The organism is Cohnella hongkongensis, assembly GCF_042654645.1.
GTDB lineage: Bacteria > Bacillota > Bacilli > Paenibacillales > Paenibacillaceae > Cohnella > Cohnella hongkongensis.
The window spans coordinates 122,121-147,940 of sequence record NZ_JBHSEP010000002.1 but is presented as its reverse complement, the minus strand read 5'-3'; the positions used below and the strand labels follow the sequence as shown (position 1 = coordinate 147,940).

Here is a 25,820-nt window from a genome sequence, read left to right as displayed (position 1 = left end):
AGGTGAGAGGAGGAGCGAACAACGCCATGAAGCACGACGGATACGACTTGAACCGTTCGGTCGGTTTTAGGATGGGTTTGACTTACCGCAAGCTAACGGCGCTGTTCCATAATCGGCTCAAGCCGTTCGAGCTGACTCCGGAGCAATGGTCGGTCCTGTACCAGATCGATCGGGAGGAAGGGCTCATTCAGAAGGACATTGCGGAGCGCACAGGCAGAGACAGGCCGACGACGACGAGAATACTCGACCATCTGGAGCATAAAGGGCTTGCCCACCGGCGCGCGGACGAGCGGGACCGGCGATCGTACAGAGTTTACGCTACGGACCGGGGCAGAGAGCTGATTCGGGATACGCTGCGGCTCGAGCTGCAGGGCAACGAGGACGTTCGGGCCTGCATGACGGAAGAGGAATTCGAGACGCTGATGCGCCTGCTCGGCAACATCGAACATCATGTGAAAAACATCCTGGACAGAGAGTAGGAGTTGGAGATGCAGCACCGGCAACCGAAGACGAAATTATGGACGAGAGCTTTTATCGCGCTGACGATAAGCTCTCTATTGTTGTTTCTGAACCTGCAGATGATGCTGTCCGCGTTCCCGACTTACGTCAAAAACGATTATGGGGCGGACGATCTTATCGTCAGCCTCGTGACCAGCCTGTTCGCGCTGTCGGCGATCGCGGCCCGGTTTCTGACTGCGTCGCTGATGAGGAGGTTCGGCCGAGGCTCCCTGCTCTATACGGGGCTGGCGATCGCGGCGGCTGTTACAGGCCTATACGTGGCGGCAGACTCGATCGAATCGCTGCTGCTGCTGCGCATCGGTTACGGCGTCGGCTTCGGCATGGCGAGCACGATTCTTCCGACGCTTGTCTCGCAGATGATCCCGTCCGGCAGAATGGGTGAAGGAATCGGCTACTTCGGGCTGTCCACCAGTCTGGCGATGTCCATCGGTCCGATGATCGGGCTGAACGTGTTCCGGGAAGCGGGATTTGCCCCGCTCTCCTTCCTGTCGGCGGCGGCGCTGCTGCTCGTCTTCCCGCTGCTCGCTTTGACCCGTTCCGTGCCGAAGACGACCTTGGAGGAGCGGGAGAAGAGGCGCCCCTCGCCTGCGGCCGACAAGCCGGATTTCGAGCCGGAGAACGGCAGCCGGAACCGGCCGAACAGGGGACTGCTCTTTCCGGCGGCGCTGAACGTTCTGCTGGCGATTACCTACGGAGGAGTGCTCAGCTTTATCGCTCTATATGGAGAATCGGCGGGGCTTGAACAGGTCGGGCTGTTCTTCCTGTTCAACGCGTTTACGATCATTATCGTGCGCCCCGTTTCGGGCCGGCTTTTCGACCGCAGAGGGCATGCTGCGGTGCTCATTCCGGCCGCCGTCTGCGTGATCGCCAGTCTGACCGTCCTGTCCCTGGCGACGTCGATGCCGCTGCTGATCGTCTCCGCCTTGCTGTACGGACTGGGCTTCGGGGCGATTCAGCCGACGCTGCAGGCGTGGATGCTGCGCTCCTCTTCTCCGGAGCGGTACGGAACGGCCAACAGCCTGTTCTATAACGCGACGGATCTGGGCGTCGCTTCGGGCGCCTTCGTCCTGGGCGCGATCTCGTCGGCGACAGGATACGCCGTCATGTATCGCTACGCCGCCGGATTTATGGTCTTCTTCCTCGTCGTCTATGGTATAATGCGGGTAATCGAACCGAAAGATGGCGAATCGCGGAAGCGAAAGAGGGGATTGCAATCAAAATCTGGCTCAAAGTCGCCCTATTTCTCGGAATAGCGGCGTTTCTAACGCGATTAATCCCGTTCTCGGACTTTTTCCGCAACGTTGACACGCTTATTCATGAAATGTTCCATGCGCTGGCAACCTTGCTTCTGTCCGGAGATGTTCAATACATTCACCTGTATTCCGACCAGAGCGGCCTGACGTATTCCGCGTATGCGGGCCAGTGGAAGTCCATCCCGATCTCGCTGGCCGGCTACGTCGGCTCCGCCCTGTTCGCTCTTCTGCTCTTTTACTTGCATTCCCGCCGGCGGGAACGGGCCGGGCTAATCGCCATTGCGGCGATCGCCGTGCTCGGCCTCGTGCTGTTCGTCCGCAACGGCTTCGGCGCGGCATGGTGCGCCGGCTTCGCAGCGCTGACGATACTGGTCGTCGTTCTGTCCCGTCCCGGACTGATTAAAGGTTACTACCTGCTCGTTGCGTTCATCTGCCTCGTAGAGTCTGTCATCAGCGCTCTGATTATTCTGGCCATGTCGCTGCAGAATCCGGCGGCTGCCGGGGACGCCACTCTTCTGGACAGGGCGACTCATATCCCGGCGCTATTCTGGGGCTTGTTGTTTGCGGTTTTCTCGCTGCTGTGCGCGAGGGGCTCGATCAAGCTGTTCGACAAGCGGGGCTTCGATTAACGGAAGGGCTTCCGGCGTGAAGTTGTAGCCGGCCGGACATCCCGATACAATGAAGAAGCAGACGAAAAATGTTGACCCAGGGCGGTGAAGCTATTTTGATATACCAGAGCTTGGAAGAATGCTTGGCAGATCTGGAGAGGCACGGGCATCTCGTTCGCATCCGCGAGGAAGTCGACCCTTATCTGGAGATGGCCACCGTCCATAGACGGGTGTACGACGCGGGCGGCCCCGCATTGCTGTTCGAGAACGTCAAAGGCTCGAGATTCCGGGCCGTCTCCAATCTGTTCGGCACGATCGAGCGAAGCCGTTTTATTTTCCGGAGCACCTGGGAAGCCGTTCAGAAAGTGATGGACGTGCGCAACGATCCGATGAAGGCTCTGAAGAGCCCGTTCCAGAACGTCGGAGCAGGCCTTACCGCTTGGAAAGCGTTGCCGCAAAAGACGCCCGGAGCTCTCGCCGCGCCTGCCAACGAGGTGCGGATTTCCGACCTTCCGCTCATTCAGAGCTGGCCGATGGACGGCGGCGCTTTCGTGACTTTGCCGCAAGTGTATACGGAGGACCCGGACAAGCCGGGCATTATGAATTCGAACCTGGGCATGTACCGCATTCAGTTAAACGGAAACGAGTTCGAGATGGACCAGGAAATCGGCGTTCATTATCAGATCCATCGGGGCATCGGCATTCATCAGGCGAAGACGAACAAGCTCGGCGTTCCGCTGAAGGTCAGCTGCTTCGTCGGCGGTCCGCCGGCGCATACGCTTGCGGCTGTCATGCCTTTGCCGGAAGGCCTCAGCGAGATGACCGTAGCCGGCATGCTGGCGGGCCGCCGGTTTCGGTACAGCTATTCGGACGGCTTCTGCATCAGCAACGACGCCGACTTCGTCATCACAGGGGAAATCCATCCGGGAGAGACGAAGCCGGAGGGGCCGTTCGGCGACCATCTGGGCTATTACAGTCTGACTCATCCATTTCCCGTCATGAAGGTGCATAAAGTGTACGCCAAGCCGGGAGCGATCTGGCCGTTCACCGTCGTCGGCCGTCCGCCGCAGGAGGACACCTCGTTCGGCCAGCTTATTCACGAGCTGACCGGGGACGCGATTCGGCAGGAAATTCCCGGGGTGCAGGAAGTTCACGCCGTCGACGCCGCAGGGGTCCATCCGCTGTTGTTCGCGATCGGAAGCGAGCGCTACACGCCTTACAGCCCGGTCAAGCAGCCGGCCGAGCTGCTGACGCTCGCCAACCGCATTCTCGGGACGGGACAGCTGAGCCTGGCGAAATATTTGTTCATCACCGCGGAGGACGGGAAGCCTCTGAGCACGCATCGCGAAGAGGAATTTCTAACCTCGATTCTGGAACGGATCGATCTGCGCCGGGACATTCATTTTCACACGAATACAACGATCGATACGCTCGATTACTCGGGCACCGGACTGAACACCGGAAGCAAGGTCGTGTTCGCCGCTTACGGGGACAAGCTGCGGGAGCTGTGCCGGGACGTCCCGGAGGAGCTGCGGCAGCTGCGGGATTTCGGGGGAGCGAAGCTGGTCATGCCGGGAATCGTCGCGCTCCAAGGCCCGGCGTTCTCCAGCTATGCCGCGGCGGAACGGGAGATCGGCGATCTGTGCGCAGCCATTCGCGACAGAGGGCCGCTGTCTTCCTGCCCCCTGATCGTCATCGCGGACGACAGCGCGTTTCTGAGCGAGACGCTGGCCAACTTCCTGTGGGCGACGTTTACGCGAAGCAACCCTTCCCACGATATTTACGGCGTTAACAGCGGCTTTGAGTTCAAGCATTGGGCTTGCGACAACGTCGTCATCGACGCCCGAATCAAGCCTCACCAGGCCCCGCCGCTCGTTGCCGATCCGACGGTCGAGCGGAACATCGAGCGACTGTTCGTTCAAGGCGCCAGCCTTGGCGGGCTGAAGCTATAGCAAGCGGTTCCTTATAAACGGCCGCCGGTCAGGACGATTCCTGCATCGGCGGCTTTTTTGCCGGCCAACGGATCACGATAGTCGTCCCTCGTCCTTCAGCGGTATCTACCCGGATCGTGCCGCCAAGCCCCTCGGCCAGCGCCCTCGTGATCGCCATGCCAAGCCCGCTGCCCTCCGGATGCGCTTCGGTGTCGGTTCCCCTGTAATAACGCTCGAACAGCCGCGCCGCCGTCTCCTCGTCCATTCCTTTGCCATTGTCGGATACGATCAAGCTTGCCGAATCGTCCTCGTTGCGGCGAACGGCAACCGTCACGACGGTTCCGGGTTCGTTGTGCAGCAGGGCGTTGGCGATCAGGTTATCCACGATGCGCTGAAACCACGGTCTATACGTCTCGACGTGAACCGGCTTGTCCGAAGCCGAGAAGCGTACGCTGCCCGCGGGGTAGCGCGGATGATTGGCCGCCTCCCCGATGGCGGCGGCCGCGCATTCGTTCAGATCCGCCAGCTCCGAGGCAGGAGCTCCGGCCCCGTTCTTAAGCCGATAAGTGAGCGCAAGATCGCTGATCAGCTCGTCCAGGTAGGCGGACTTTTCCATAATGACGCGGGCGAATTCGCGAACCTCGTCAGCGCTCCATTCATAATCGCCGTTCTCCAGAATATGAGCGTAACCCTTGATCGAAGAGAGCGGGGTTTTCAGGTCATGCGACACTCCCGCGATCCACTCGTTTCTCATCCGCTCCGTGTCTTCGGCCAGCTTTTTATTTTTTTGCAGTGTTCGCGACAGCAGCTCCATCGATTCGAGCACGTCCCGATAGACGCGGTATTTGCGCCTTCTTCTCCCTTTGCGGTTGCGGCTGCGGGGCTTGCCGCGGGTGTCCGTCGGCTCCTCGTACCGGCCTTCGCCTAATTGCCGCAACCATTTCAGCACGTGCACGATCGGAGCACCGAAGCGTTGGCCGAAGGCGAAGGATACGATGGAGAACAGCGCGATCGCCCCCAGCAGCAGCGCTCCGATCCCGATCATCAGCACGCGGTTTTCGGGAGCCAGGGTCGGTTGTTGCCCCGGAGCCGTTCCGGGAAGCGGCTGGCTGACGACCCACGTTTGCCCTGAGGAAGGGTCGTAATGCGAAGCGATTCTCGCTCCGTAGCGGTCGGGATAGACGGAGCGCAGGGCGAACTCCTGCAGCGTGTAATCGGCGATCGCTCCGTCGGGCTTGTTGAAGGAGGCGAGCTCATCGCCGGCCGCGTCCAGCAATTGAACCCAGAAGCCATCGCGGAGCATGGAGTTCCCGAGCGCTTCGGGAACGACGATCCGGTCGTCCCATACGGCCGCCTCGGCAACGACCTGCCGCAGCAGCTCGTCGCTGCGGTTGCTCATGCCGTAAAGCAGCGTATACTGAACGCCGTCCTTTTCCTGAATCCACAAGTAGAGCGGATAGGGAAACGATAGCTTGCCGAGCCAGTAGGCGGTTAATTGTCCGGGGCCGTACTCGGTCGGCACATCGTCCGGCGCGAAATAGGAATCCGTTACGCGTCCCTGCTCGTCGAGGGTCTGCAGCCATCCTCCGTGCTCGCGGACGAGCTCCAGCAGCTTCGGATCGAACTCCGGCCGCGTCCCGTCGCGCTGGAGAGTTCGAATCAGCTCGTGAAGACCCGCGCTTTCGAATTGTCGAGCAGCTTCGATGCGGGAGAACTGGTTGCTGATCCAGTTCAGCGTGACGGCGGCCAGCGCGAGCAGCACAAAACCGGCAAACGCCAGCCAACCGACCAGCCGGAGGGCAAGCCTGCTTTTAACGCTCAACGGAAGTCACCTTCTTGACCATTTTGTAGCCGAGCCCTCTGACGTTCACCAGATATACGGGGTTCCCGGGATCCGGCTCGATCCGCTCCCGAATGCGATGGATATGAACCATGATCGTATTGTCGTCGCTCAGACTGTTCACGCCCCACACTCTTTCGTACAGCTCGCTTTTCGTAAATATGCGGTTCGGATTTTTGCAGAAAAACAGCAGCAGCTGGTAGACGAGAGTCGGGCAGGGGACGGGCGTTCCGTCGACCAGCAGTTCGGCGGCGTCCTCGTCGATCCGGAAGCGGCCGAAGTCGAGCTGCGACGCAGCGGAAGCCAGAGCCGACGGCGCGGCTTTGCCGGACCGGCGCAGCAGCGAACGGGCCCGCGCGACGATCTCCAGAGGGTTGAACGGCTTGGTCACGTAATCGTCGCCGCCGACGGCGAATCCGGTCAGCTTATCGAAATCCGTCGTTCTCGCGCTCAGGAACAGAATGGGCGCGTCGGTCGTGCGGCGGATGAACGGACAAGCCTCGATTCCGCTCATGCCCGGAAGGGCGACGTCCAGCACGATGAGATCGTAGGCCTGACGCTCGCAGAGGGTCAGCGCTTCTTCGGCCGAGCGGGCGTTGTCGACGTTCCGGAAGCTCTCCTTGCGAAGGACGGTCTCCAACAGCTGAAGAATCGCTTGCTCGTCGTCCACGAGAAGAATAAAGGCGTTGTTCATGGTGCTTTCGCTCCTTTTAATGATGCAAGCCGAGTTTTCTCCTATTCTATCACGGTCGGGAGCGAGAGGGCCGGAGCTTTGCCTTAACGCCGTCTTAATTTTCGCCGCCCGGATTTAAGACGGTCTTAAGCCGACGTTTTTCGGTACATAAGGTCGGTTGTGTAGGATGAAGCTAATCATAGAGAAGAGGAGTGGAAGGCATGATGAGAAACGTGGCGTTGATCGCCGGATTCGCGATGCTGCTATCGGCCTGCGGAGGCGGCGAGCAAGGAAACGGGGGCGCTTCGCAGGAGAAGACGCCTTCGCCGGAGGCTGCGTGGACTCCGGAAGCGGGGGAAGAGTCCCGGGGCGAGCCGCTGAAGCCCGAAAAAGTTGCCCAGGCGCTGCAAGAACGACGGTTTGGCCAAGTCCATGCGCAGACGAGCGAGCACTTCCGGAACAACATTTCGGAGGAGCAAATGCGCTCCGCATATGAAACATTCGCGGAAGGCGTGAGCGAGTGGAAGCATGCTTCGCTTATGCAGCTTAACGACGGACAATACCGCGCCTGGACGGACCGGGAAGGAGAAAGAGGCATAGTCGCCACCTTCGACGCCGGGGACGTCATCACGAGCCTTCGGCTGGTGCCGCTGCAGAGGTTCACGGATACGGACGACAAACGGACCGGTCTTGCTTACGGCCTGCCGTTCGAAGGGGAATGGTACGTGTTCTGGGGAGGCCGCAACGTGCTGGCGAATTACCATTACGAATATGAGGGGCAGCGGTACGCATACGATTTCGTTCGCGTCGAAGACGGCTACTCCTATCGAGGGGACGAGACGAAGAACGAGAGCTACTATGCCTTCGGGCAGCCGGTGCTTGCACCGCAGGAAGGCGAAGTCGTCCATGTCGTGAACGACATTGCCGACAACGTTCCGGTGGGGGCGATGAACGAGGAGCAGCCGGCAGGCAACGTCGTCGTCATCGACCACGGCAACGGGGAGTTCAGCTTCTTGGCCCATCTTCAGGCAGGCTCCGTCAAGGTAGAGGTCGGCGATCGGGTGGAGAAGGGCGAAGTCGTCGGCCTATGCGGCAATTCCGGTAATTCGAGCGAGCCGCATCTGCATTATCAAGTGTCCGATAAGCCGGACCTGTTCGAGGGGAAGTCCATTCGCGTCCAATGGGAAAACGAACTTGATCCGCTGCAAGGCGAATTCGTCGGTGGGAAGTAGTAGGAGATGCATGAAGGAACACCGCGTTCCACCTGGTCTTAGCCGAGGCACATTCCTAGCCTTAGCCTCGCGGTCGAGGTATGCCGAGGCACATTCCTGACCTTAGCCTCGCAGTCGAGGTATGCCGAGGCACATTCCTGGCCTTAGCCTCGCAGTCGAGGTATGCCGAGGCACATTCCTAGCCTTAGCCTCGCGGTCTCGGTCCCGCCAAAGCTCAACCCATTCGCCAGGGTCGAGAAGCGACAAGTTTTAACCTACAACATCCCTCGTATGTAAAGGTGGGATAGCCAATGTTGTCAGGCTAAGCCGTTGTCGTATGCGATCGACGATATGCGATCGGCGGCGTGCGATCGGCGGCATGCGATCGACGGTGTGCATCCTGCCTGGCAACGTCTAACGGTTACAGTGGCGCTTAATCAATCGTTTTCTCGAAAAAGGAAAAGCTAACGGTTGCCACTGCGCTTATTTTGGGGTTATCGAGCGAAACGGCGCCTTTTCAGTTGAAATAGCGGCTGCTGCAACCGTTACAATCTCGATATTGCGAAAACGGCACGATTAGCGGCTCTGGCAACCGTTACGTTAGCGGGCTGGCGTAGGTGGGTTCAACTATGGGGAAGATAGCCGCCCCTGCGCCGCCGTTTTTTTACTATGGGGGACAGCCGATGGACAGCCGCCTCCACGCCGCGGTTTTTCAACTGTGCCCCGTAATACGCCGTTTTTTTCTCAAGCGAGCTAAAGCTTAATTAGGGGATAGCCGCTTTCCTCTTTTATCAGGTTACCGTCCGGCACAGATCGGCCAGCTTGTTGACTGTGTTCCAATTTCTCAGGGTCATCGATCGTCCAACCCTCTGAAGGCTGTTCGCCAGCTTGGAATCCAGCATGCTCTGCCGGAACAGGAAATAGATTTCCGATCCGGCAACGGCGTATTCGTCGCGTCCGTCCTTGCTTGCTTCCAGGACGTCCAGCGCTTTTGCGGACAGCGGCTCCGTCAAGAAGGCGACCTGGATCGTTTGCTTGTCCTGAAGCGCCAGCGCGTCGTAAGGACACCTTGCGATCACCTCGTCTACTTCCGCGGCGGTACGGACCGCAACGGCGGCCGATATGCCGAAGCGATCGAAGATCGCCTTCTCCAGCAGAGGGCGCAATTGTGCGGAGGTCTCGTCCGACTTGAACACGACGTTGCCGCTTTGAATATACGTTTTGACCTGCAGAAGTCCGATTTTCTCGCAGGCGTCTCTCAGCTCGGCCATCGGCACTTTGTTGTGCCCGCCTACGTTAATGCCTCTGATCAGCGCAATATAGATCGTCAATTCGCCTCTCCTCTCACCGGGCAACGGCCGCGCGTATGAGCTCCGCCGTCCGGTCCGCATTCACGTTCTCGAACGTATACTCGCACTTGCCGCGATAGGTGACTTCCTCGGAATAGCTGTCCAGGTAGCGCTGTACGGTCTCGAAGGGGGCGCCCTTGCTCTCGAGGCGCTCGCGCACCGTGATTTTGTCGACGTAGATAAAGATTCTGACCGCACGTTCTCCGTATTGCCGTACGATGGCGTCGGCCCCTTCCCGGTTCAGCACGAGATAGACGCTCTGAGTTCCGCCCTCCCAAGCCGCTTCCAGATCGTCGCGCAAAATCCCGTAGCTGTGCCCGCCGATATCGACCGTCTGGGCGAACCTCCCCTCGTCCTTCCATGCGTCGAAGAGCTGCCGCCCGACGTAATGGTAATCCCCGTCTGGACAAGACGGATTTCTCGGCGCGCGGGTCGTGCAGGAGCGAACCGCTTTCCAGCCCAGCTGTTGACCGACTTTGCGGGCGATCGTCTTGCGCCCGGAGCCGCTTGTTCCCGTGAAAATATAAATGGATGGCTTCGACACGTGAACCCCTCCTCGCAGCGGTTATACCTAATATATCGGTTTTCTACCCCGCTTGCGATTAGCCCGTCGCCCCGAAACCTTCGCGCAATCCGCCCGCTCCTCTCCGAAGGCTGCGTTAGCGGCTCGCGTCCGCGGCGATCCGGTCCCGAAGGGGACGGAACCTGCGTATTCGATCGACGGGGTCGCGGTTCTTTATCGGATCTCCAAGCTCGTCGGCCGTCAGATGTCTTGCTGGACGATAGGTGAACCTGCCGGTTCGCATCCGCAAACTTGTCTTTCGTCCAAGCTGAGCTTGCCCGCATAATTGGTCAAGTCCCCTCATAGACATGAAGCATGGATTGATTAATGTGCTGAGGGGTGGATCGCATGCATCGTCGAATTTCATGGATCGCTGCCGTTGCCGTCGCCATGGTCGTTATTCTGGCCGGGTGCGGCAGCAAGAACGCGGATTCGATCGTGAAAGACTTGGACAAAGTCGTGGACAAAATGGAAAGCTACGAGGGCAGCGGCGAGATGATCCTATATACAGGTCAGCAGCCGCTGGAGTACAAGGTGGAAGTGTGGTACCAGAAGCCGGATATGTATCGGATTGCGCTGACGAACGCGAAGCGGGACATTACGCAGATCGTTCTCCGCAACGAGGACGGCGTATTCGTGCTTACGCCGCAGCTGAACAAGAGCTATCGCTTCCAGAGCGATTGGCCGAACAACCAGGGGCAGGTGTACCTGTACCAGACGCTGGCGCACAGCATCATCACGGACAACTCGAGGCAGTTCGCCACGGACAAGGACAGCTACGTGTTCGACGTCATGGCCGGCAACTATCAGAACGGCTCGTTCGCCCGGCAGAAAATATGGCTGTCCCAGGACGATTACTCGCCCAAGCACGTCGAAGTCTCGGACGCCAACGGCAACAAGATGGTCGAGGTCATCTTCAACTCGTTCGAATTCGGCAAGAAGTTCGACAAGTCCGCGTTCGATATGGATAAGAACATGGGCGTCTCCCCGAATTCGAGCGCCAAGCCTTCGGACGGCGCGACGGAAGGCAGCCCGAGCCCGGGCGCCTCGGACTCCCCGGACGGAAGCGCGGCTCCCGACGCGACCGCTTCGCCGGAATCCACCGACGCTCCGGACGCGATGACCGATCCGGAGCATCCGGAAGGAGAAGGGGAGCCTTCGCCGACGCAGGACGCTTCCTTCTCGCTGATCGAGCCGGATATCGAAGCGCTGCCGGCCGGCGTGGAATTGCTCGACCAGATCGATCTGCAGCTGGTCGACAAGCCGGGCTACATGCTGCGGTACACGGGAACCTACGACTTTACGATTACGCAGAGCCCGGCCAAGGTTCAGGCCGTTACCTTGAGCGAGGGAGAGTCGCTCGATCTGGGCTTCACGCTCGGCCACTTGACCGGAGGCGCTGTCAACACGCTGACCTGGACGTACGACGGAATCGAATTCCGGCTGAGCAGCGAAGACCTGACTTACCCGGATATGGTGCGCATCGCGCAATCGATGGTCGATTCTTCGGGCAAATAGCATGAGCAGGACGGGCTGCGCCGCCGGTGATCGAGAGATGACCGCGGGCAGCCCGATTTTAATCCGACGCGCCGGACACCAGGTTCGGAGGAACAGGATGGCAAAGGTTGCCTGCCCGAATAGCGTTGACAGTCCTTCATCCGCCCGGTAACATTGATTTATTGCAGTTTTTGCGCAGCAGGGTAGGTGAACGGTCAGTGGACTGTTATTATCGGCCGACCGTGGCCGAGATTTCCCTCGACGCTCTCGACCATAACATCGGAGCGTTCCGCCGGCTCCTGGCCCCCGGCACGAAGCTGCTGGCCTCGGTCAAGGCGAACGCTTACGGTCACGGGGCGGCGGAGATCGCCAGAAGAGCGGTCGAGTCGGGCGTCGATTATTTGGGCGTCGCTTTCCTGGACGAAGCCTTGCAGCTTAGGGAGGCGGGGATTTCCGCGCCGATTCTGGTGCTGGGCTATACGCCGCCTTCGGGATACTCCAAGGCCAGGGAGCAAGACATTACGTTAACGCTATATCGCCAGGAGATGCTGGATGCGGCAGAGCATCTACCGGCTTCCGGCGTCAAGCTGAAAATCCATGTCAAGATCGATTCGGGCATGGGGCGGCTCGGCCTGCCTCCGGGACGGGAAGCGGAAGCCTTTCTGGAACGCGCATTCGCGCTGTCCCAGGTGAAGGTGGAAGGGCTTTACACCCATTTCGCCCGCGCCGACGAGAAGGATAAAGCGTATTCGATGATGCAGGTCGAGCGCTTCTCCGCCGTCACCGAGTATGCGCGGCGGGCGGGCATGCCGGTCGCCGTCGTCCATACGGGCAACAGCGCGGCGGGTATCGATCTGCCCGAGCATACGGGCGCCATGCTTCGGCTCGGTATTAGCATGTACGGCTTGTACCCTAGCGAGGAAGTGAACAAGGAGGCCGTCTCTCTGAAGCCGGTCTTGTCGTTGAAGACGTCGCTCGTGCACGTCAAGGAGCTGGCCGCCGGGGAGGGGATCAGCTACGGAACCCGCTATTTCACCCGGGGACGGGAGACGATCGGCACGCTGCCGATCGGCTATGCCGACGGCTTCAGCCGAATGCTGAGCGGCAAGGCGGAGGCGCTCGTACGCGGCCGCAGAGTGTCGGTCGTCGGAACGATCTGTATGGATCAGTGCATGGTTCGGCTGGACGACGCATTCGAGCCGGGAGAGCCGCCGTTCGAGCCGGGGGAGGAAGCCGTGCTGATCGGCAGGCAGGGAGATCAGACGATCACCGCCGAGGAGGTCGCGGATAAGCTGGGGACGATCCCGTACGAGCTTGTCTGCATGCTGGCCGCGCGGGTTCCGAGAGTATATCTGAGCGGCGGCAGCGTCGCGGCGGCCGTCAATCCGCTGCTTGGTTAATATTGGATGCGATTTTTGGCCGGGTTTGGCAGGAATGTCGGCTTCCAATCTCGAATAATTCTTACCAGACTCATGCATACTGGAAATTAGGGTGCTTGTTGGAAAATCTTTGGGGGTGTCCGTTCGGTGGCCAATTTACACAATACGAAACGCATTATGATCAGTCTTCCGGATCATTTGCTGCGCGAAGTCGATTTTGTCGTCGCCAAGGAAAACACCAACCGCAGCGAGATCATTCGGCAGGCGATGAAGCATTACCTGGTCGATCGCAAAAAACGGTTGATACGCGACGCGATGCAGCGCGGGTATTTGGAAATGGCTAAAATCAATCTTCACATGGCTTCGGAAGCGTTCTACGCGGAAGAAGATGCGGACAACATACTGGGTCGCCTCGTAAGCGGGGTGTAGACTTTGATCGTTAAACGCGGGGATGTTTTTTATGCGGATTTGTCGCCCGTCGTCGGCTCGGAGCAGGGCGGAGTGCGCCCGGTTCTGATCATCCAGAACGATATCGGGAACCGGTTCAGCCCGACGGTGATTATCGCGGCCATAACGGCCCAAATCCAGAAGGCGAAGCTGCCGACCCACGTTGAAATCGAAGCGAAAACCCATGGCATGGAGCGGGATTCCGTCATTCTGCTCGAACAAATCCGAACGATCGACAAGCAGCGGTTGACGGATAAAATTACGCACCTGGACGACGAGACGATGAACAAGGTGGACGATGCCTTGCAGATCAGCGTCGGCCTTATCGACTTTTAAAACGAAAACCCGGACAGGGCCGCTCGTCAGGACGGGACGGCGCCTGTCGTTTTTGTGATCGTATTTCCGAACAGGATGGAGTGTGACGAAGATGGAGAATCGGGCAAAGCAATTGGATCAATACGCGGAGCTGATCGTTCGCGTAGGGGTGAACGTGCAGCAGGGGCAGGAGGTATTCATCGTCGGCTCGATCGAGATCGCCGAGCTGGTGCGCCGCGTAGCGGCCCAAGCCTATGAGGCCGGCGCGAGCAACGTTCATGTGGACTGGTCGGACGAAGCGCTGACCCGTCTGAAATACGAGAAGGCGGCGGACGACGTGTTCACCCGATTCCCCGAATGGGAGACGGCCAAGAGAAACGACTTTGTCGCACGCAGAGCGGCCTTCATCTCCTTCTCCTCGCCGAACCCGGATCTGCTGAAGGGGATCGATCCTGCGCGAATCGGCAATTACCAGAAGGCGGCGGGCCAGGGGCTGACCGAATTCAGAAGAGCGATCCAATCCGATAAAGTAAGCTGGACGGTCGTCGCTGCCGCGACGAAGGATTGGGCGGCGAAGGTTTTTCCGGACAGCGCTTCGGAGCAGGAAGCGGTCGATCTGCTGTGGGAGGCGATCTTCCGGTCGGTGCGTCTGAACGCGGCCGATCCGGTGAAGGCCTGGGAGGAGCACAACGCCAATCTGCACAAGAAGAGCGATTGGCTGAACGAGAACCGGTTTGCGAAGCTGCACTATCGCGCTCCGGGCACGGACTTGACGATCGAGCTCCCGGAGAAGCATCTGTGGGTGGCGGCCAGCAGCATTAACGAGAACGGCGTGCCGTTCATGGCGAACATGCCGACGGAGGAAGTGTTCACCGTGCCGCTGAAGACGGGCGTGAACGGATACGTCTCCAGCACGAAGCCGCTCAGCTACGGAGGGAATCTGATCGACGGCTTCAAGCTGGCGTTCGAGAACGGCCGCATCGTCTCGGTGGAGGCCCGGCAAGGGGAGGAGCATCTGCGGCAGCTCGTCGAATCCGACGAGGGCTCCCGCTACCTGGGCGAAGTGGCGCTCGTTCCGCACGAGTCTCCGATCTCGCAGTCGAACGTGCTGTTTCTGAATACGCTGTTCGACGAGAATGCCTCGAACCATCTGGCGATCGGCAGCGGATACGCCTTTAACGTGGAGGGCGGCAAGAAAATGACGCCCGAGGAGCTGGCCGCGGCCGGCGTGAACTCGAGCATCGTGCACGTCGACTTCATGATCGGCTCCGCCAACATGGACATCGACGGCGTGCGGGCCGACGGCTCGGTCGTGCCGGTCTTCCGCAAGGGCAACTGGGCACTCTGAGCAACGCTCGGCGGGCGGGAAGCCGCCGTCCGAATGCCGGCGGGCCGGCCGGCTTCGGCTTCCGGCGCAATCGAATATTCGCGTTCTTTCGCTGATGGCGGACAGGAGGGAAGCGGCTCCTGTACCGCCATTTGCGATTCTGGCGACAGTCGCGCCGCGCGGCTCGGTCTCCCATATTGGCCCTGCCGCGCCGTGCCGGCCTGCAGGTCTTTCAGCTTGCCTATCTCTGCAATCCTCGACATAATGAGGGTAGACGCAAGGCGGAACAGCAACTATTTTCTCGAAATCAGGAGGGACGGCCATGTACAAGATCATGCTAGTGGACGACGAAGCGGGTGTCCGGGAAGGCATCCGGGAACGCATCGCCTGGCATGAACACGGCTTCGAATGCGTCGGCGATTGCGAGAACGGAATGGACGCGATCGAAGCGGCGGAGCTTCTCAAGCCCGACGTGGTGCTGACCGATATCAATATGCCTTTTATGGACGGGCTGGAGCTGACGCGGCAGCTGGCCGAGCGGATGCCGTGGACGAAGGTCGTCATCCTGACCGGCTACGACGACTTCGATTACGCTCAGCAGGCAGTGAAGCTGCAAGTCAAGGACTTCATCTTGAAACCGATTACAGCGTCGGAGCTGATCGCCGTTCTCGAGAGCCTGAAGCAGGAGCTGGACGAGGCGAAGGATCGGCGCGAGAATCTCGTCCGGCTGGAGCGGCAGCTCCGCGAAAGCCTGCCGGCGCTGAAGGAGCGCTTCCTGGAACGGATGGTCAGCACTTCGATCGGACTGGGCGAGATGACGCAGCGGATGGCTTACTTCGGTCTGAACCTTCCCGGACCCGAGTATGTGGTGCTGGCGGCCGATGCCGATCACTTCGGCGGAGCTGCTCCGGACGCCGACCGCGAGCTTCTCCGCTTCGCGCTGCACAATATCGTGCAGGAGATCGCCGACCGCGAGACGGCATCGGCCGTCTTCCGCAGCCGGGAAGAGAAGACGGTGTGCATTCTGTCCGGCGGCCCGGACGATCGGCTGTTCGATCGGGCTCAGGCGGTGGCGGAGGAAATCCGCCGGTCGGTGGAGACCTATTTGCGCTTCACGGTGACGATCGGCATCGGGCTGCCCGTCGCCGGTCTGGCCGACGTGCGGCAATCCTACCGTTCCGCCGTCGCCGCCCTCGACTACCGGATTCTGCTGGGGACCAACCGCGTCATCAGCATTTCGGATCTCGAAGGAAGACGCCATCGCTCGGCCGAGATGACGGGGGACTGGGAGAAGAGGCTGGTCGTCGGCGTCAAGACCGGCTCCCGGGAGGAGACGGAGCAGGCGATAAAGGCGATCGTAGAGGAGCTGAAGCAGGCGACCCCTTCCATCGAGCAGGTCTATATCCGCATCCAGAAGCTGATCGTCTCCCTGCTCCATGCGCTGGAAGAGTCGGGCGGCGGCGATCCGTTCGGGGACGCCGTCAACCCGATCACCGAGGTTTACCGCTTCAAGACGCTCGACGAGATCGAGCGCTGGCTTAAGGAGCTGTGCGAGAATTCCATCCGGCTGCTGGCCGAGAAGCGGAGCGACATGACTCGCAACTTGATGGCGAAGGCCGAAGCGTATATTCGGGAGCACTTCCCGGATCCGAGCCTGAGCTTGAAGACGGTATGCGAGATCGTCCATATGAGCAACAGCTACTTCAGCGCGATGTTCAAGGCGAGGACGGGGAAAACGTTCGTCGAATATTTGACCTCGCAGCGGGTCGAGAAGGCGAAGGAGCTGCTGGCGACCACCGATATGAAAAGCTACGAAATCGCCTCCGAGGTCGGATACGCCGATCCCCACTATTTCAGCGTGCTCTTCAAGAAAGCGACCGGGGACACGCCGACCGAATACCGTCAGAGGGCGGCGGCGGAACGGGAGAGAAACGTATGAACCTGTTTCGGTTCCGGACGATTCAATCGAATATCGCCGCTGCGCTTGCCTTTCTGATCGTCATTTTGACGGTCGTCATGGGCTTCATCTCCTACGGCTTGTCCGCCTCGGCCGTCCAGCGGACTGCGCAGGACTTTACGGCCGAGCTGATCAAGCAGGTGAGCAGCAACATCCAGTCTTACGTCAACAATATGGAAAATATTTCGCTGCTCGCGCTTAACCATCGCGGAGTGAGCGGCTACCTGAGCGGGGACAGCGACGACGAGTCGGTGGCGGATTTTCTGAAGACGATCATGCTCTCGAGAAAGGATATCGCCTCCATCGGCGTATTCGGCTACAACGGGCGATTCGTCTCCGACGGAGGCAGCGGGAACCTGAATCCCTACGTCAGCGTTCCGGATCAGAGCTGGTATCGCGAAGCGAAGGAAGGACAGGGCAGGGTGTTCATCTCCTCGTCGCACGTCCAGCCCGTATTCAAGGAGGATTACAAGTGGGTCGTCTCTCTCAGCCGGGAGGTCCGCAGCGTGGACAACAAGCGGGGGCTCGGCGTGCTGCTGGTCGATCTCAACTTTAACGTCATCAACGACATTCTGAACGGAATCGAGCTGGGCAAGCGCGGGTACGTCTACATTATCGACGAGAGCGGACGCGTCGTCTATCATCCGCAGCAGCAGCTGCTGTACAGCAATCTGAAGACGGAGAAGATCGATGAGGCGCTGGCACTCGGGAACGGCAGCTTCATTACGGACGAAGGCGGGCAGAGCCGCATCTACACCGTGCAGGATTCCGGGTTCGGCTGGAAGATCGTCGGCGTATCGTATGTCAGCGAGCTGGTCAACAATCAGGGGCGGATGCAGACGTCGTTCTTCATGCTCGGGGGAATCAGTCTGATCGTGGCGCTGCTCATTTCCTTCCTTCTGTCTCGCAACCTGACCCGTCCGATCCATCAGATGCAGCGGCATATGAGCGAAGTCGAGAAGGGCAACTTCGATATTCAGGTGCCGCTCGACTCGACGCGGGAGATCGGCATGCTGGCCCGCGCCTTTAACCTGATGGTTGTGCGCATTCGAGAGCTGATGGCCCAGGTGGTCAAGGAGCAGGAGTTCAAGCGGAAGAGCGAGCTGAACGCGCTTCAGGCGCAGATCAATCCGCATTTTCTGTACAATACGCTCGATTCGATCGTCTGGATGGCCGAGAACCAGAAGTCGGCCGAGGTCGTCCGCATGACGTCGGCGCTGGCCCGGCTGTTCCGGGCTTCGATCAGCAAGGGCTCGGAGCTGGTGCCTATCCGCAACGAAATCGAGCATATTAGCAACTACTTGACGATTCAGAAGATGCGCTACCGGGACAAGCTCGATTTTCGCATCGAAGTCGACGATGCGATCAAGAGCAGCCTGACCTTGAAGGTGCTGCTGCAGCCGCTCGTCGAGAACGCCATCTACCACGGCATCAAGAACAAGTACGGCACGGGCACGATCCGGATTACGGGCGAGAGGCTGGGAGAGACGATCGTGCTGCGGGTCAGCGACAACGGGGTAGGCATGGACGAAGCGACCCGCAAGTCGCTGCTGTCTCCGCTCGCCAGCCGGGAGCAAGGCAAGGGCGTCGGGCTGTCGAACGTTCATGAGCGCATTCGTCTGTATTTCGGCAAGTCGTACGGACTGTCGATTGAGAGCGCGCCGGACGAAGGAACGACGGTGACGGTGACGCTGCCGATCGTCGACAAGCCGGTCGCGGAGCCGCCCGGAAAGGAGGGGGATGCGTAATGGCCAGACGAAGCGATACGAAGAGGCTGCTGACGTTCGTCCTTGCGGTGATCGCCGTGACGCTGGCGGGAAGCTTCGGCCTCGCCGAGCTGAGAGGCGACGGAGACGCGAAGACGCCCAACGTCACCGTCGTCATCAAGTCGGTGTCCAAGGAGATGGAGTTCTGGGGGGTGCTGACCGAAGGCGTCCATGCCGCCGCCAAGGAGTTCGGCGTGAACGCCAGCGTCGTCGGCCCGCAGCGGGAGACGGATATCGACGTTCAGATCGACATGCTGCATCAGGTCGTGCAGCAGAAGCCGGACGTCGTTCTGATGGCGGCCGCCGATTACAACCGGCTGGTTCCGCTGGTCGAGGAGATCGACAAGGCGGGCATTCCCCTCATTACGATCGACTCGGGGGTGAACAGCCGAATTCCGAAAAGCTTTATCGCAACGGATAACGTCGAAGCCGGAAAAAAGGCGGGGCGAAAATTGGCCGAACTGCTGGAGGGCAGCGCCCGCGTCGCCGTGATCAGCTACGTGAAGGAGACGGCGACGCAGATCGAACGGGAGCGAGGCGTCCGGGAGGTGCTGGAGGCGGAAGGCCGCTTCGAGATCGTCGGGACGTATTACAGCAACGGGGACGAGCAGATCGCCTACGAAACGACGAAGAAGCTGCTGAGCGAATATCCCGATCTGAAAGGCGTGGTCGGCTTGAACGAACCGTCCTCCGTAGGAGCGGGGCGGGCGATTAAGGATATGGGGCGGGGCGGCGAGGTGATGCTGGTCGGCTTCGACAGCTCGATCGACGAAGTTCGCCTGCTGGAGGAGGGCGTCATTCAGGCCGCCGTCGTCCAGCGTCCCTTCAACATGGGCTATCTCGGCATCAAAACGGCGGTCGACCTGCTGGCCGGCCGGAAGGTGCCGGCATCCATCGACACCGGCTCGATTGTCATTACGAAAGCGAACATGTACGAGGAAGAGAACCAGCAGCTCGTCTTCCCGTTTAACTGAACAAGAGTTTTGCCCAACCGTTCTTCGAACCGCGTCGGCGCCCGGCCGACGCAAGTCCGGGGAACGGTTTTTTGCTGCGGCTGCGAGCCGCCGTCCGGCCGAGGCGGCGGGGTTGAAAATCTCCTTTACCGAACATCAGAGATTTTTCAACCATACCAAGAGATTATTCTATTTCTCCTGAAAACGTTTCAAATTACAATTCGGGTAGACATCAAAGCCGCCGCAAGGAGGCAAAGGGGTGAGACGATGAGCGAACCAGTCATCCGCATGGAGGGAATCGATAAGGCGTTCCCGGGCGTGCAGGCGCTGCAGCAGGCCCGATTCGAGCTGCTGGCCGGCGAGGTGCATGCGCTGATGGGAGAGAACGGCGCCGGAAAGTCGACGCTGATGAAGGTGCTTACCGGGGTCTATTCGAAGGACGCCGGAACCGTCCGCTACTTGGGAAAGGAAGTGGCGTTCGCCAGCACCAAGGCGGCTCAGGACGCCGGCATCAGCATCATCCATCAGGAGCTGAATTTGGCGCCCGATCTGACGGTGGCGCAGAACATTTATATCGGCCGGGAGCCGAGAATCAAAGGCTTTCCGCTGTTTATCGACGAGAAGAAGCTGAACGAGCAGGTTCGCGCGCTGCTGAGCAAAATCAACCTGAATCTGGAACCGGAAACTCCGGTTGCGGATTTGACGGTGGCGAAGCAGCAGATGGTGGAAATCGCCAAGGCGCTTTCGTTCAACGCCAAGGTGCTCGTCATGGACGAGCCGACAGCGGCGCTCAGCGACAGCGAGATCGCCGATCTGTTTCGCATCATCGAGGAACTGAAGGCAAGCGGCGTCGGAATCGTCTACATCTCCCATCGAATGGACGAGATCAAGCGGATTACCGACCGCGTGACGGTCATGCGCGACGGCGCGTATATCGACACGGTTCGGACGGACGAGGTGACGATCGACCGCATCATCGCGATGATGGTCGGACGCACGGTCTATCTGGAGTCCCGCCCTCAGTCGGCGGCGTTGGGAGAGACCGCTCTCGAGGTGAAGCGGCTGAATCGGGGCCAAGCGCTGAAAGACATCAGTTTCGCGGTTCGCAAGGGCGAGATTCTCGGGTTCGCCGGCTTGGTCGGCGCGGGAAGGACCGAGCTGGCCAGGGCGATCTTCGGGGCGGACCCGATCGACTCGGGCGAGGTGTACGTCCACGGACGCAAGACCCGCATTCAAAGCCCGCACGATGCGGTTCGCAGCGGGATCGGCTACCTGTCCGAGGACCGCAAGAGGTTCGGACTGCTCGTCGACATGGACGTGAAGTCGAACGTCGCGATCGCCAACCTGCATCGCTTCACTCGTCTCGGAGGCTGGATGAAGTCCGGAGAGATCGTCGAAGTCGCGAAGTCGGCGGTCGATAAGCTGAAGGTCAAAACGCCGAGCATCGATCAGGAAGTCAAATTTCTGTCCGGCGGCAATCAGCAGAAGGTCGTCATCGGCAAATGGCTGACCCGCGATTGCGACATCCTCATCTTCGACGAACCGACCAGGGGCATCGACGTGGGCGCCAAAAGCGAAATCTACAAGCTGCTCGAAGAGCTGGCCGAGCAAGGAAAAGCGATCATCATGATCTCGTCCGAGCTTCCGGAGATTTTGCGAATGAGCCATCGCATCGTCGTCATGTGCGAGGGGCGCATTACCGGCGAGCTGGCCCGCGAGGACGCGACGCAGGAGAACATCATGAGCCTGGCCACCGCGAGATTGGCCTGATTCAAGCAAGAGAAGGGGGAGAGCTTCCTATGCAACCCGCAGAAGCCAAAAAAACGCTTAAACTGGGCTCGGGCATGCTGCAGCAGCTGCTGGCTTTTACGAGTCTCATCGTTCTGATTCTAGTCTTTTCGTTCGCATCCGAAAACTTCTTTCAATTTTCCAACATCGTCGGCATTCTCCTCTCTACGGCGGTCATCGGCGTCCTGGCGCTCGGTTCGACCTTCGTCATCATTACCGGAGGCATCGATCTGTCCGTCGGCACCGTGATGACGCTTAGCGCCGTTATGACGGGCGTATTCATTACCTTCTGGGGCTTCCCCGTATGGCTGGGCGTGCTGGGCGGCGTTCTGACCGGAGCGCTGTGCGGCTTCCTATCCGGGACGCTCGTGGCGAAGCTGAAGATCATGCCTTTTATCGCGACGCTGGCGGTCATGATGATCGCCAAGGGGCTGGCGCTGGTCATCTCCGGAACGAAGCCGATCTACTTCAACGAAGATCCGGGGTTCCGCAAAATCGCGCAGGGCTCGCTGCTCGGCGACCTGATTCCCGGCTTCACGATTCCGAACGCGGTGCTGATCTTCTTCGGAGCGGCGATTGTCGCGGGAATCATCCTGTCCCGCACCATCATCGGCCGTTACAATTTCGCGCTGGGAAGCAACGAGGAAGCGACGCGGCTGTCCGGCGTCAACGTGAACTTCTGGAAAATCGTCATCTACACGATTACAGGCTTGTTCACCGGACTTGCGGGCGTTCTCATCGCATCCCGCCTCAACTCCGCCCAACCGGCGCTCGGAGCGGGCTATGAGCTCGAAGCGATTGCGGCGGTCGTCATCGGCGGCACCTCGCTGAGCGGCGGCAAAGGAACGATCGTCGGCACGGTCATCGGCGCGCTGATCATGAGCGTGCTCACGAACGGCTTGCGAATTTTGTCCGTGCCCCAGGAGTGGCAGACCGTCGTCGTCGGCTTGGTCATCCTGCTGGCCGTCTACACGGATATGCTTCGCAGGCGGAAAAAATAAACCGCAAGCGGGCTTTCAAATCGGTAGGTTCTCCGCGGCTCCGGCCCGGAGTTTCCATACAACCATCATATGAAGAAAAAGGGGAGAACTTCGGTTATGAAAAAATGGACCATGCTTCTCGTAACGACATTGCTTGTCGCTCTCACGTTGAGCGCTTGCGGCGGCAAGAAGGAGTCGGGCGGTGAGCCGGCGGCGTCGAATCCCGGCAGCAGCGCTCCTGCGGAAAGCGCCGGCAAGCTGTATATTCCGATCGTCTCCAAAGGCTTCCAGCACCAATTCTGGCAAGCGGTTAAAGCGGGCGCCGAGAAAGCGGCGACGGAGCTGGGCGTAGACATTACGTTCGAGGGTCCGGAGACGGAGGCGCAGGTCGACAAGCAGATTGAGATGCTGCAGGCCGCGCTCGATAAGAAGCCGTCTGCAATCGGCTTCGCAGCGCTGGACAGCCAGGCGTCGGTGCCGTATCTGGAGCAAGCCCAAGCGGCCGGCATTCCGATCGTCGCCTTCGACTCGGGCGTAGAAAGCACGATCCCGGTGACGACCGCGGCGACGAACAACGTGGCGGCTTCCGCACTGGCCGCCAAGAAGATGGCTGAACTGATCGGCGACGAAGGCGAGATCGCCATGATCGTCCACGACCAGACGAGCCGCACCGGCGTCGATCGCCGCGACGGCTTCAAGAATGAGATCGAGACGAATCACCCGAACATCAAGATCGTCGATATCCAGTACGGCGGCGGCGACCATCTGAAGTCGACCGACCTTGCGAAGGCGATCATTCAAGCTCATCCGAATCTGAAAGGTATTTTCGGCTCCAACGAAGGCTCCGCCATCGGCGTATTCAACGCCGTGACGGAACTGGGACTCGAAGGCAAGATTACCGTCATCGGCTTCGACTCCGGCAAGCAGCAGATCGATGCGATCAAGTCCGGCAAGATGGCCGGCGCGATCACGCAAAACCCGGTCGGCATCGGGTACGAGACGGTTAAAGCGGCCGTCGCCGCAGTGAAGGGCGAGAAGATCGAGCCGATTATCGACACCGGCTTCTTCTGGTACGACCAGTCCAACATCGACACCGAGGAAATTCAAGCCGCGCTTTACGAGTAAGCGCATCCGGATGCACGAGCCGGCGGCTTGATCGGATCGCATGAGCAGCAGTCCGGGCGCCTTGCGCCCGGGCTGCTGTCGTATCGGAGCCGGTTGCGGCAAACCGGGGCCGATCATTCAAGTCAACAGGAGGAGAGAAAATGAAAGCACTGGTCTACAAGAAGCCGGGGGACGTACGCGTCGAGGAGCGGGCAATTCCCGTTCCGAAGCCGGGCGAAGCGCGAATCCGGGTGGCCGCCGCCGGACTGTGCGGCACGGATCGGCATATTGCGGACGGCAGCTACAACGGCGCCTCCGACATCGTGCTCGGGCACGAGCTGGCCGGATTCGTGGACGAGGTCGGACCGGGCGTGGCGAATCTGGCCGTCGGGACGGCGGTCTGCGTCGATCCGAACCTGGCCTGCCGCTCCTGCGCGCGATGCCGCGCAGGCATGCCCCATCTGTGCGCCAACTCCCAGGCGGTCGGCGTCACCCGCGACGGCGGGCTGGCCCCGTACGCGTGCGTGCCGGCAGAGCTGCTCTCCCCGCTTCCCGAGGGGCTTTCTCCCGTTCATGCGATATTGGGAGAGCCGCTGTCATGCGTCGTTCACGCCCTTGACCGGGCGGAGGCGAAGCCGGGCGGACGCGCTGCCGTATGGGGGCTCGGCACGGCCGGCATCATGATGATTCAGCTGTTGAAGGCGCTTGGCCAATCGCATATCGTCGGCGTCAGCCATCACGAGGATCACCGCAGGCTGGCGATGCGGGCCGGAGCGACGGCGGTCATGACGCAGGACGAAGCGAGGAGCGGCCTGGAGGTGGATCTGGCGGTGGAAGCGTCCGGCTCGCCCTCCGCTTTCGGTCCGGCCTTCGACGCTCTGGCGCCGGGGGGGACGCTGCTGATTTACGGCGTAATGAACCCGGAGGACGAGGTGCCGCTCAGGCCGGAAGCGATGTTTCGCAAGGAGCTGCGCATCGTCGCCAGCTATGTCGGGCCGTCGACGCTCGACCGTGCGCTGTCGCTGCTGCAGGCCGGAACGGTTGACGCCGGGCTGCTGCTGGGCGACCGGCTGTCGCTGGAGGAGGCACGCGACTGGGTGCTGAAGCAGGGACCGAGGAAAAAAGCGAAAGCCCATGTGATTTTCGATCGGGAGGAGGAATCGGTATGAAAGCGCTGGTGATGGAGGCGGCCCGTCAAGCCGTCGTCAAGGAGGTGCCTTATCCGGCGCCGGGCCCGGGCGAACTGACCGTTCGCGTGATGGCCTGCGGTATCTGCGGCACGGATCTGCACATCTTCCAAGGGACGTTCCTGCCGGCTTATCCGCTCATCCCCGGGCACGAGTTCGCGGGGACTGTGCACGAGGTTGGGGAAGGCGTCTCCCGTTTTCGGCCGGGAGACCGGGTAGCCGTCGATCCTTCCCTGTTCTGCGGAAAATGCGACTACTGCCTGAGCGGGCGGGGCAATCATTGCGTTCGCTGGCAGGCGACGGGCGACACGGTTAACGGGGCGATGGCGGAATTCGTGCGGATTCCGGAGGAGACGGCGTTCGCGATGCCGGACGGCATGTCGTTCTCCGAGGGCGCCTTTATCGAGCCGATCGCGTGCGTCGTGCACGGCATGAACCAGCTGGAGCTCAAGGTCGGACAGAGCGTGCTGCTGTTCGGAGCCGGAAGCATGGGACAGCTGCTGATCCAGGCGCTGTCCCATGCGGGGGCGGGGGAGCTTGCCGTGGTCGACGTCGACCCGGGCAAGCTGGACATGGCTTTGCGCAACGGAGCGACTCACGCCTACTTCAGCCGCGAGCTCGAAACGGCGCTGGCCGACCGCAAGCGGCATCGCGGCTTCGACGCCGTCGTCGACGCCACCGGCATCCCGGCCGTCATCGAGTCGCAGTTTTCCTATTTGGCGCCTAAGGGGACGCATCTGCAGTTCGGCGTCGCTCCCCGGGACGCCGCCATCCAAATTCGGCCTTTCGATATCTACCATAACGACTGGAAGCTGGTCGGATCGATGGCCGTCAACCATACGTTCAAGCCGGCGATGGATTGGATCGCCGCCGGACGCTTCGACACCGCTCCTCTCGTCTCCAAGGTGATTCGACTGGAGGACGTTCCGGCCTTCTTCGAGGCGGGGAAAGCGGCCGATCTGATGAAGGTTCAGATCAGCTTCGAGTAGGCAACGAGGGCGGCCGGTTCCAGACCCTTGCAGCCGCAGAACGGGAACCGGCGGATCGATAGCGGGAGAAAGCGAGTCAACAAGCGAAAACGGCCGGTCAGGGATAAGGCGCCGATAAGGCATCCCGACCGGTCGTTTTGCATGATCAATCAAGCGATTTTTACGATCTCGCCCCCATTTCTTGA

The 25,820-nt window shown here is 60.3% G+C and carries 22 protein-coding genes; 18 read left to right on the top strand and 4 right to left on the bottom strand.

Annotation, left to right across the window (positions count from 1 at the left end):
* Window positions 1-26: 26 nt before the first annotated feature.
* The 4 genes from ACFO3S_RS04005 (at window position 27) to ACFO3S_RS03990 (ending at window position 4,332) form a co-directional block, all read left to right on the top strand.
* Window positions 27-479, top strand: a complete 453-nt coding sequence (locus ACFO3S_RS04005) for a MarR family winged helix-turn-helix transcriptional regulator (protein ID WP_378092523.1) — start codon at window positions 27-29, stop codon at window positions 477-479.
* A gap of 9 nt (window positions 480-488) precedes the next feature.
* Window positions 489-1,772 (top strand): MFS transporter, encoded by a 1,284-nt coding sequence (locus tag ACFO3S_RS04000; protein ID WP_378092521.1) that lies wholly within the window; start codon window positions 489-491, stop codon window positions 1,770-1,772.
* Window positions 1,706-2,401 (top strand): M50 family metallopeptidase, encoded by a 696-nt coding sequence (locus tag ACFO3S_RS03995; RefSeq protein WP_378093156.1) that lies wholly within the window; start codon window positions 1,706-1,708, stop codon window positions 2,399-2,401. Before ACFO3S_RS04000 ends, ACFO3S_RS03995 begins: the two co-directional genes overlap by 67 nt.
* A 98-nt stretch (window positions 2,402-2,499) precedes the next feature.
* Window positions 2,500-4,332 carry a UbiD family decarboxylase gene (locus tag ACFO3S_RS03990; RefSeq protein ID WP_378093154.1) on the top strand — a complete coding sequence of 611 codons (1,833 nt, stop codon included), beginning with the start codon at window positions 2,500-2,502 and terminating at the stop codon, window positions 4,330-4,332.
* A 28-nt stretch (window positions 4,333-4,360) separates the two neighbouring features.
* Here ACFO3S_RS03990 and ACFO3S_RS03985 read toward each other — a convergent pair whose 3' ends face one another.
* Window positions 4,361-6,133, bottom strand: a complete 1,773-nt coding sequence (locus ACFO3S_RS03985) for a sensor histidine kinase (protein ID WP_378092519.1) — start codon at window positions 6,131-6,133, stop codon at window positions 4,361-4,363.
* Window positions 6,123-6,845, bottom strand: a complete 723-nt coding sequence (locus ACFO3S_RS03980; protein WP_378092517.1) for a response regulator transcription factor — start codon at window positions 6,843-6,845, stop codon at window positions 6,123-6,125. The genes ACFO3S_RS03985 and ACFO3S_RS03980 overlap by 11 nt, the downstream gene beginning before the upstream one ends.
* A 200-nt stretch (window positions 6,846-7,045) precedes the next feature.
* Between ACFO3S_RS03980 and ACFO3S_RS03975 the strand changes: the two genes are divergently transcribed.
* Window positions 7,046-8,056 carry a M23 family metallopeptidase gene (locus ACFO3S_RS03975; protein WP_378092515.1) on the top strand — a complete coding sequence of 337 codons (1,011 nt, stop codon included), beginning with the start codon at window positions 7,046-7,048 and terminating at the stop codon, window positions 8,054-8,056.
* Between the two features lie 770 nt (window positions 8,057-8,826).
* Here the strand turns inward: ACFO3S_RS03975 and ACFO3S_RS03970 are convergent.
* Together ACFO3S_RS03970 and ACFO3S_RS03965 are read right to left on the bottom strand one after the other, a co-directional pair.
* The gene (locus ACFO3S_RS03970) at window positions 8,827-9,366 is read right to left on the bottom strand and encodes a DUF1697 domain-containing protein (RefSeq protein ID WP_378092513.1); all 540 of its coding nucleotides are present in this window, start codon (window positions 9,364-9,366) and stop codon (window positions 8,827-8,829) included.
* Window positions 9,367-9,379: 13 nt separating this feature from the next.
* Entirely contained in the window at window positions 9,380-9,928 is a 549-nt protein-coding gene (locus tag ACFO3S_RS03965; protein WP_378092511.1) for a guanylate kinase, read from the bottom strand.
* Window positions 9,929-10,294: 366 nt separating this feature from the next.
* Between ACFO3S_RS03965 and ACFO3S_RS03960 the strand changes: the two genes are divergently transcribed.
* The 13 genes from ACFO3S_RS03960 to ACFO3S_RS03900 all read left to right on the top strand — a co-directional run bounded on the left by ACFO3S_RS03960 (window position 10,295) and on the right by ACFO3S_RS03900 (window position 25,635).
* On the top strand, window positions 10,295-11,464 hold the full coding sequence (locus ACFO3S_RS03960) for a LolA family protein (RefSeq protein ID WP_378092509.1): 1,170 nt from the start codon (window positions 10,295-10,297) through the stop codon (window positions 11,462-11,464).
* Between the two features lie 197 nt (window positions 11,465-11,661).
* Window positions 11,662-12,843: an alanine racemase gene (gene alr / locus ACFO3S_RS03955; RefSeq protein ID WP_378092506.1), complete on the top strand. Its 1,182-nt coding sequence runs from the start codon at window positions 11,662-11,664 to the stop codon at window positions 12,841-12,843.
* Between the two features lie 126 nt (window positions 12,844-12,969).
* Window positions 12,970-13,251 carry a CopG family ribbon-helix-helix protein gene (locus tag ACFO3S_RS03950; RefSeq protein WP_378092504.1) on the top strand — a complete coding sequence of 94 codons (282 nt, stop codon included), beginning with the start codon at window positions 12,970-12,972 and terminating at the stop codon, window positions 13,249-13,251.
* 3 nt (window positions 13,252-13,254) lie between these two features.
* Window positions 13,255-13,605 carry a type II toxin-antitoxin system PemK/MazF family toxin gene (locus ACFO3S_RS03945; protein WP_378092502.1) on the top strand — a complete coding sequence of 117 codons (351 nt, stop codon included), beginning with the start codon at window positions 13,255-13,257 and terminating at the stop codon, window positions 13,603-13,605.
* A gap of 91 nt (window positions 13,606-13,696) precedes the next feature.
* Window positions 13,697-14,932, top strand: coding sequence for an aminopeptidase (locus ACFO3S_RS03940; RefSeq protein ID WP_378092500.1), 1,236 nt, complete (start codon window positions 13,697-13,699; stop codon window positions 14,930-14,932).
* A gap of 301 nt (window positions 14,933-15,233) precedes the next feature.
* Window positions 15,234-16,850 (top strand): response regulator, encoded by a 1,617-nt coding sequence (locus tag ACFO3S_RS03935; RefSeq protein ID WP_378092497.1) that lies wholly within the window; start codon window positions 15,234-15,236, stop codon window positions 16,848-16,850.
* On the top strand, window positions 16,847-18,616 hold the full coding sequence (locus ACFO3S_RS03930) for a sensor histidine kinase (protein ID WP_378092495.1): 1,770 nt from the start codon (window positions 16,847-16,849) through the stop codon (window positions 18,614-18,616). Before ACFO3S_RS03935 ends, ACFO3S_RS03930 begins: the two co-directional genes overlap by 4 nt.
* Window positions 18,616-19,608, top strand: a complete 993-nt coding sequence (locus tag ACFO3S_RS03925; RefSeq protein WP_378092493.1) for a substrate-binding domain-containing protein — start codon at window positions 18,616-18,618, stop codon at window positions 19,606-19,608. The genes ACFO3S_RS03930 and ACFO3S_RS03925 overlap by 1 nt, the downstream gene beginning before the upstream one ends.
* Before the next feature lie 246 nt (window positions 19,609-19,854).
* A complete protein-coding gene (locus ACFO3S_RS03920; RefSeq protein ID WP_378092491.1) occupies window positions 19,855-21,357 on the top strand; it encodes a sugar ABC transporter ATP-binding protein in 1,503 nt (500 codons plus the stop codon).
* Between the two features lie 29 nt (window positions 21,358-21,386).
* Complete coding sequence (locus ACFO3S_RS03915; protein WP_378092487.1) at window positions 21,387-22,376, top strand: ABC transporter permease; 990 nt, start codon at window positions 21,387-21,389, stop codon at window positions 22,374-22,376.
* Window positions 22,377-22,472: 96 nt separating this feature from the next.
* Window positions 22,473-23,480: an ABC transporter substrate-binding protein gene (locus tag ACFO3S_RS03910; protein ID WP_378092485.1), complete on the top strand. Its 1,008-nt coding sequence runs from the start codon at window positions 22,473-22,475 to the stop codon at window positions 23,478-23,480.
* Between the two features lie 140 nt (window positions 23,481-23,620).
* Entirely contained in the window at window positions 23,621-24,628 is a 1,008-nt protein-coding gene (locus tag ACFO3S_RS03905; RefSeq protein WP_378092483.1) for an alcohol dehydrogenase catalytic domain-containing protein, read from the top strand.
* Entirely contained in the window at window positions 24,625-25,635 is a 1,011-nt protein-coding gene (locus ACFO3S_RS03900; RefSeq protein ID WP_378092481.1) for a zinc-dependent alcohol dehydrogenase family protein, read from the top strand. The genes ACFO3S_RS03905 and ACFO3S_RS03900 overlap by 4 nt, the downstream gene beginning before the upstream one ends.
* Window positions 25,636-25,820 lie beyond the last annotated feature (185 nt).

Coding starts and splice junctions, on each gene's coding strand:
- ACFO3S_RS04005 (WP_378092523.1), top strand. CDS start 27: ATGAAGCACGACGGATACGACTTGAACCGTTCGGTCGGTTTTAGGATG.
- ACFO3S_RS04000 (WP_378092521.1), top strand. CDS start 489: ATGCAGCACCGGCAACCGAAGACGAAATTATGGACGAGAGCTTTTATC.
- ACFO3S_RS03980 (WP_378092517.1), bottom strand. CDS start 6,845: ATGAACAACGCCTTTATTCTTCTCGTGGACGACGAGCAAGCGATTCTT.
- ACFO3S_RS03975 (WP_378092515.1), top strand. CDS start 7,046: ATGATGAGAAACGTGGCGTTGATCGCCGGATTCGCGATGCTGCTATCG.
- ACFO3S_RS03960 (WP_378092509.1), top strand. CDS start 10,295: ATGCATCGTCGAATTTCATGGATCGCTGCCGTTGCCGTCGCCATGGTC.
- ACFO3S_RS03940 (WP_378092500.1), top strand. CDS start 13,697: ATGGAGAATCGGGCAAAGCAATTGGATCAATACGCGGAGCTGATCGTT.
- ACFO3S_RS03935 (WP_378092497.1), top strand. CDS start 15,234: ATGTACAAGATCATGCTAGTGGACGACGAAGCGGGTGTCCGGGAAGGC.
- ACFO3S_RS03930 (WP_378092495.1), top strand. CDS start 16,847: ATGAACCTGTTTCGGTTCCGGACGATTCAATCGAATATCGCCGCTGCG.
- ACFO3S_RS03925 (WP_378092493.1), top strand. CDS start 18,616: ATGGCCAGACGAAGCGATACGAAGAGGCTGCTGACGTTCGTCCTTGCG.
- ACFO3S_RS03920 (WP_378092491.1), top strand. CDS start 19,855: ATGAGCGAACCAGTCATCCGCATGGAGGGAATCGATAAGGCGTTCCCG.
- ACFO3S_RS03915 (WP_378092487.1), top strand. CDS start 21,387: ATGCAACCCGCAGAAGCCAAAAAAACGCTTAAACTGGGCTCGGGCATG.
- ACFO3S_RS03910 (WP_378092485.1), top strand. CDS start 22,473: ATGAAAAAATGGACCATGCTTCTCGTAACGACATTGCTTGTCGCTCTC.
- ACFO3S_RS03905 (WP_378092483.1), top strand. CDS start 23,621: ATGAAAGCACTGGTCTACAAGAAGCCGGGGGACGTACGCGTCGAGGAG.
- ACFO3S_RS03900 (WP_378092481.1), top strand. CDS start 24,625: ATGAAAGCGCTGGTGATGGAGGCGGCCCGTCAAGCCGTCGTCAAGGAG.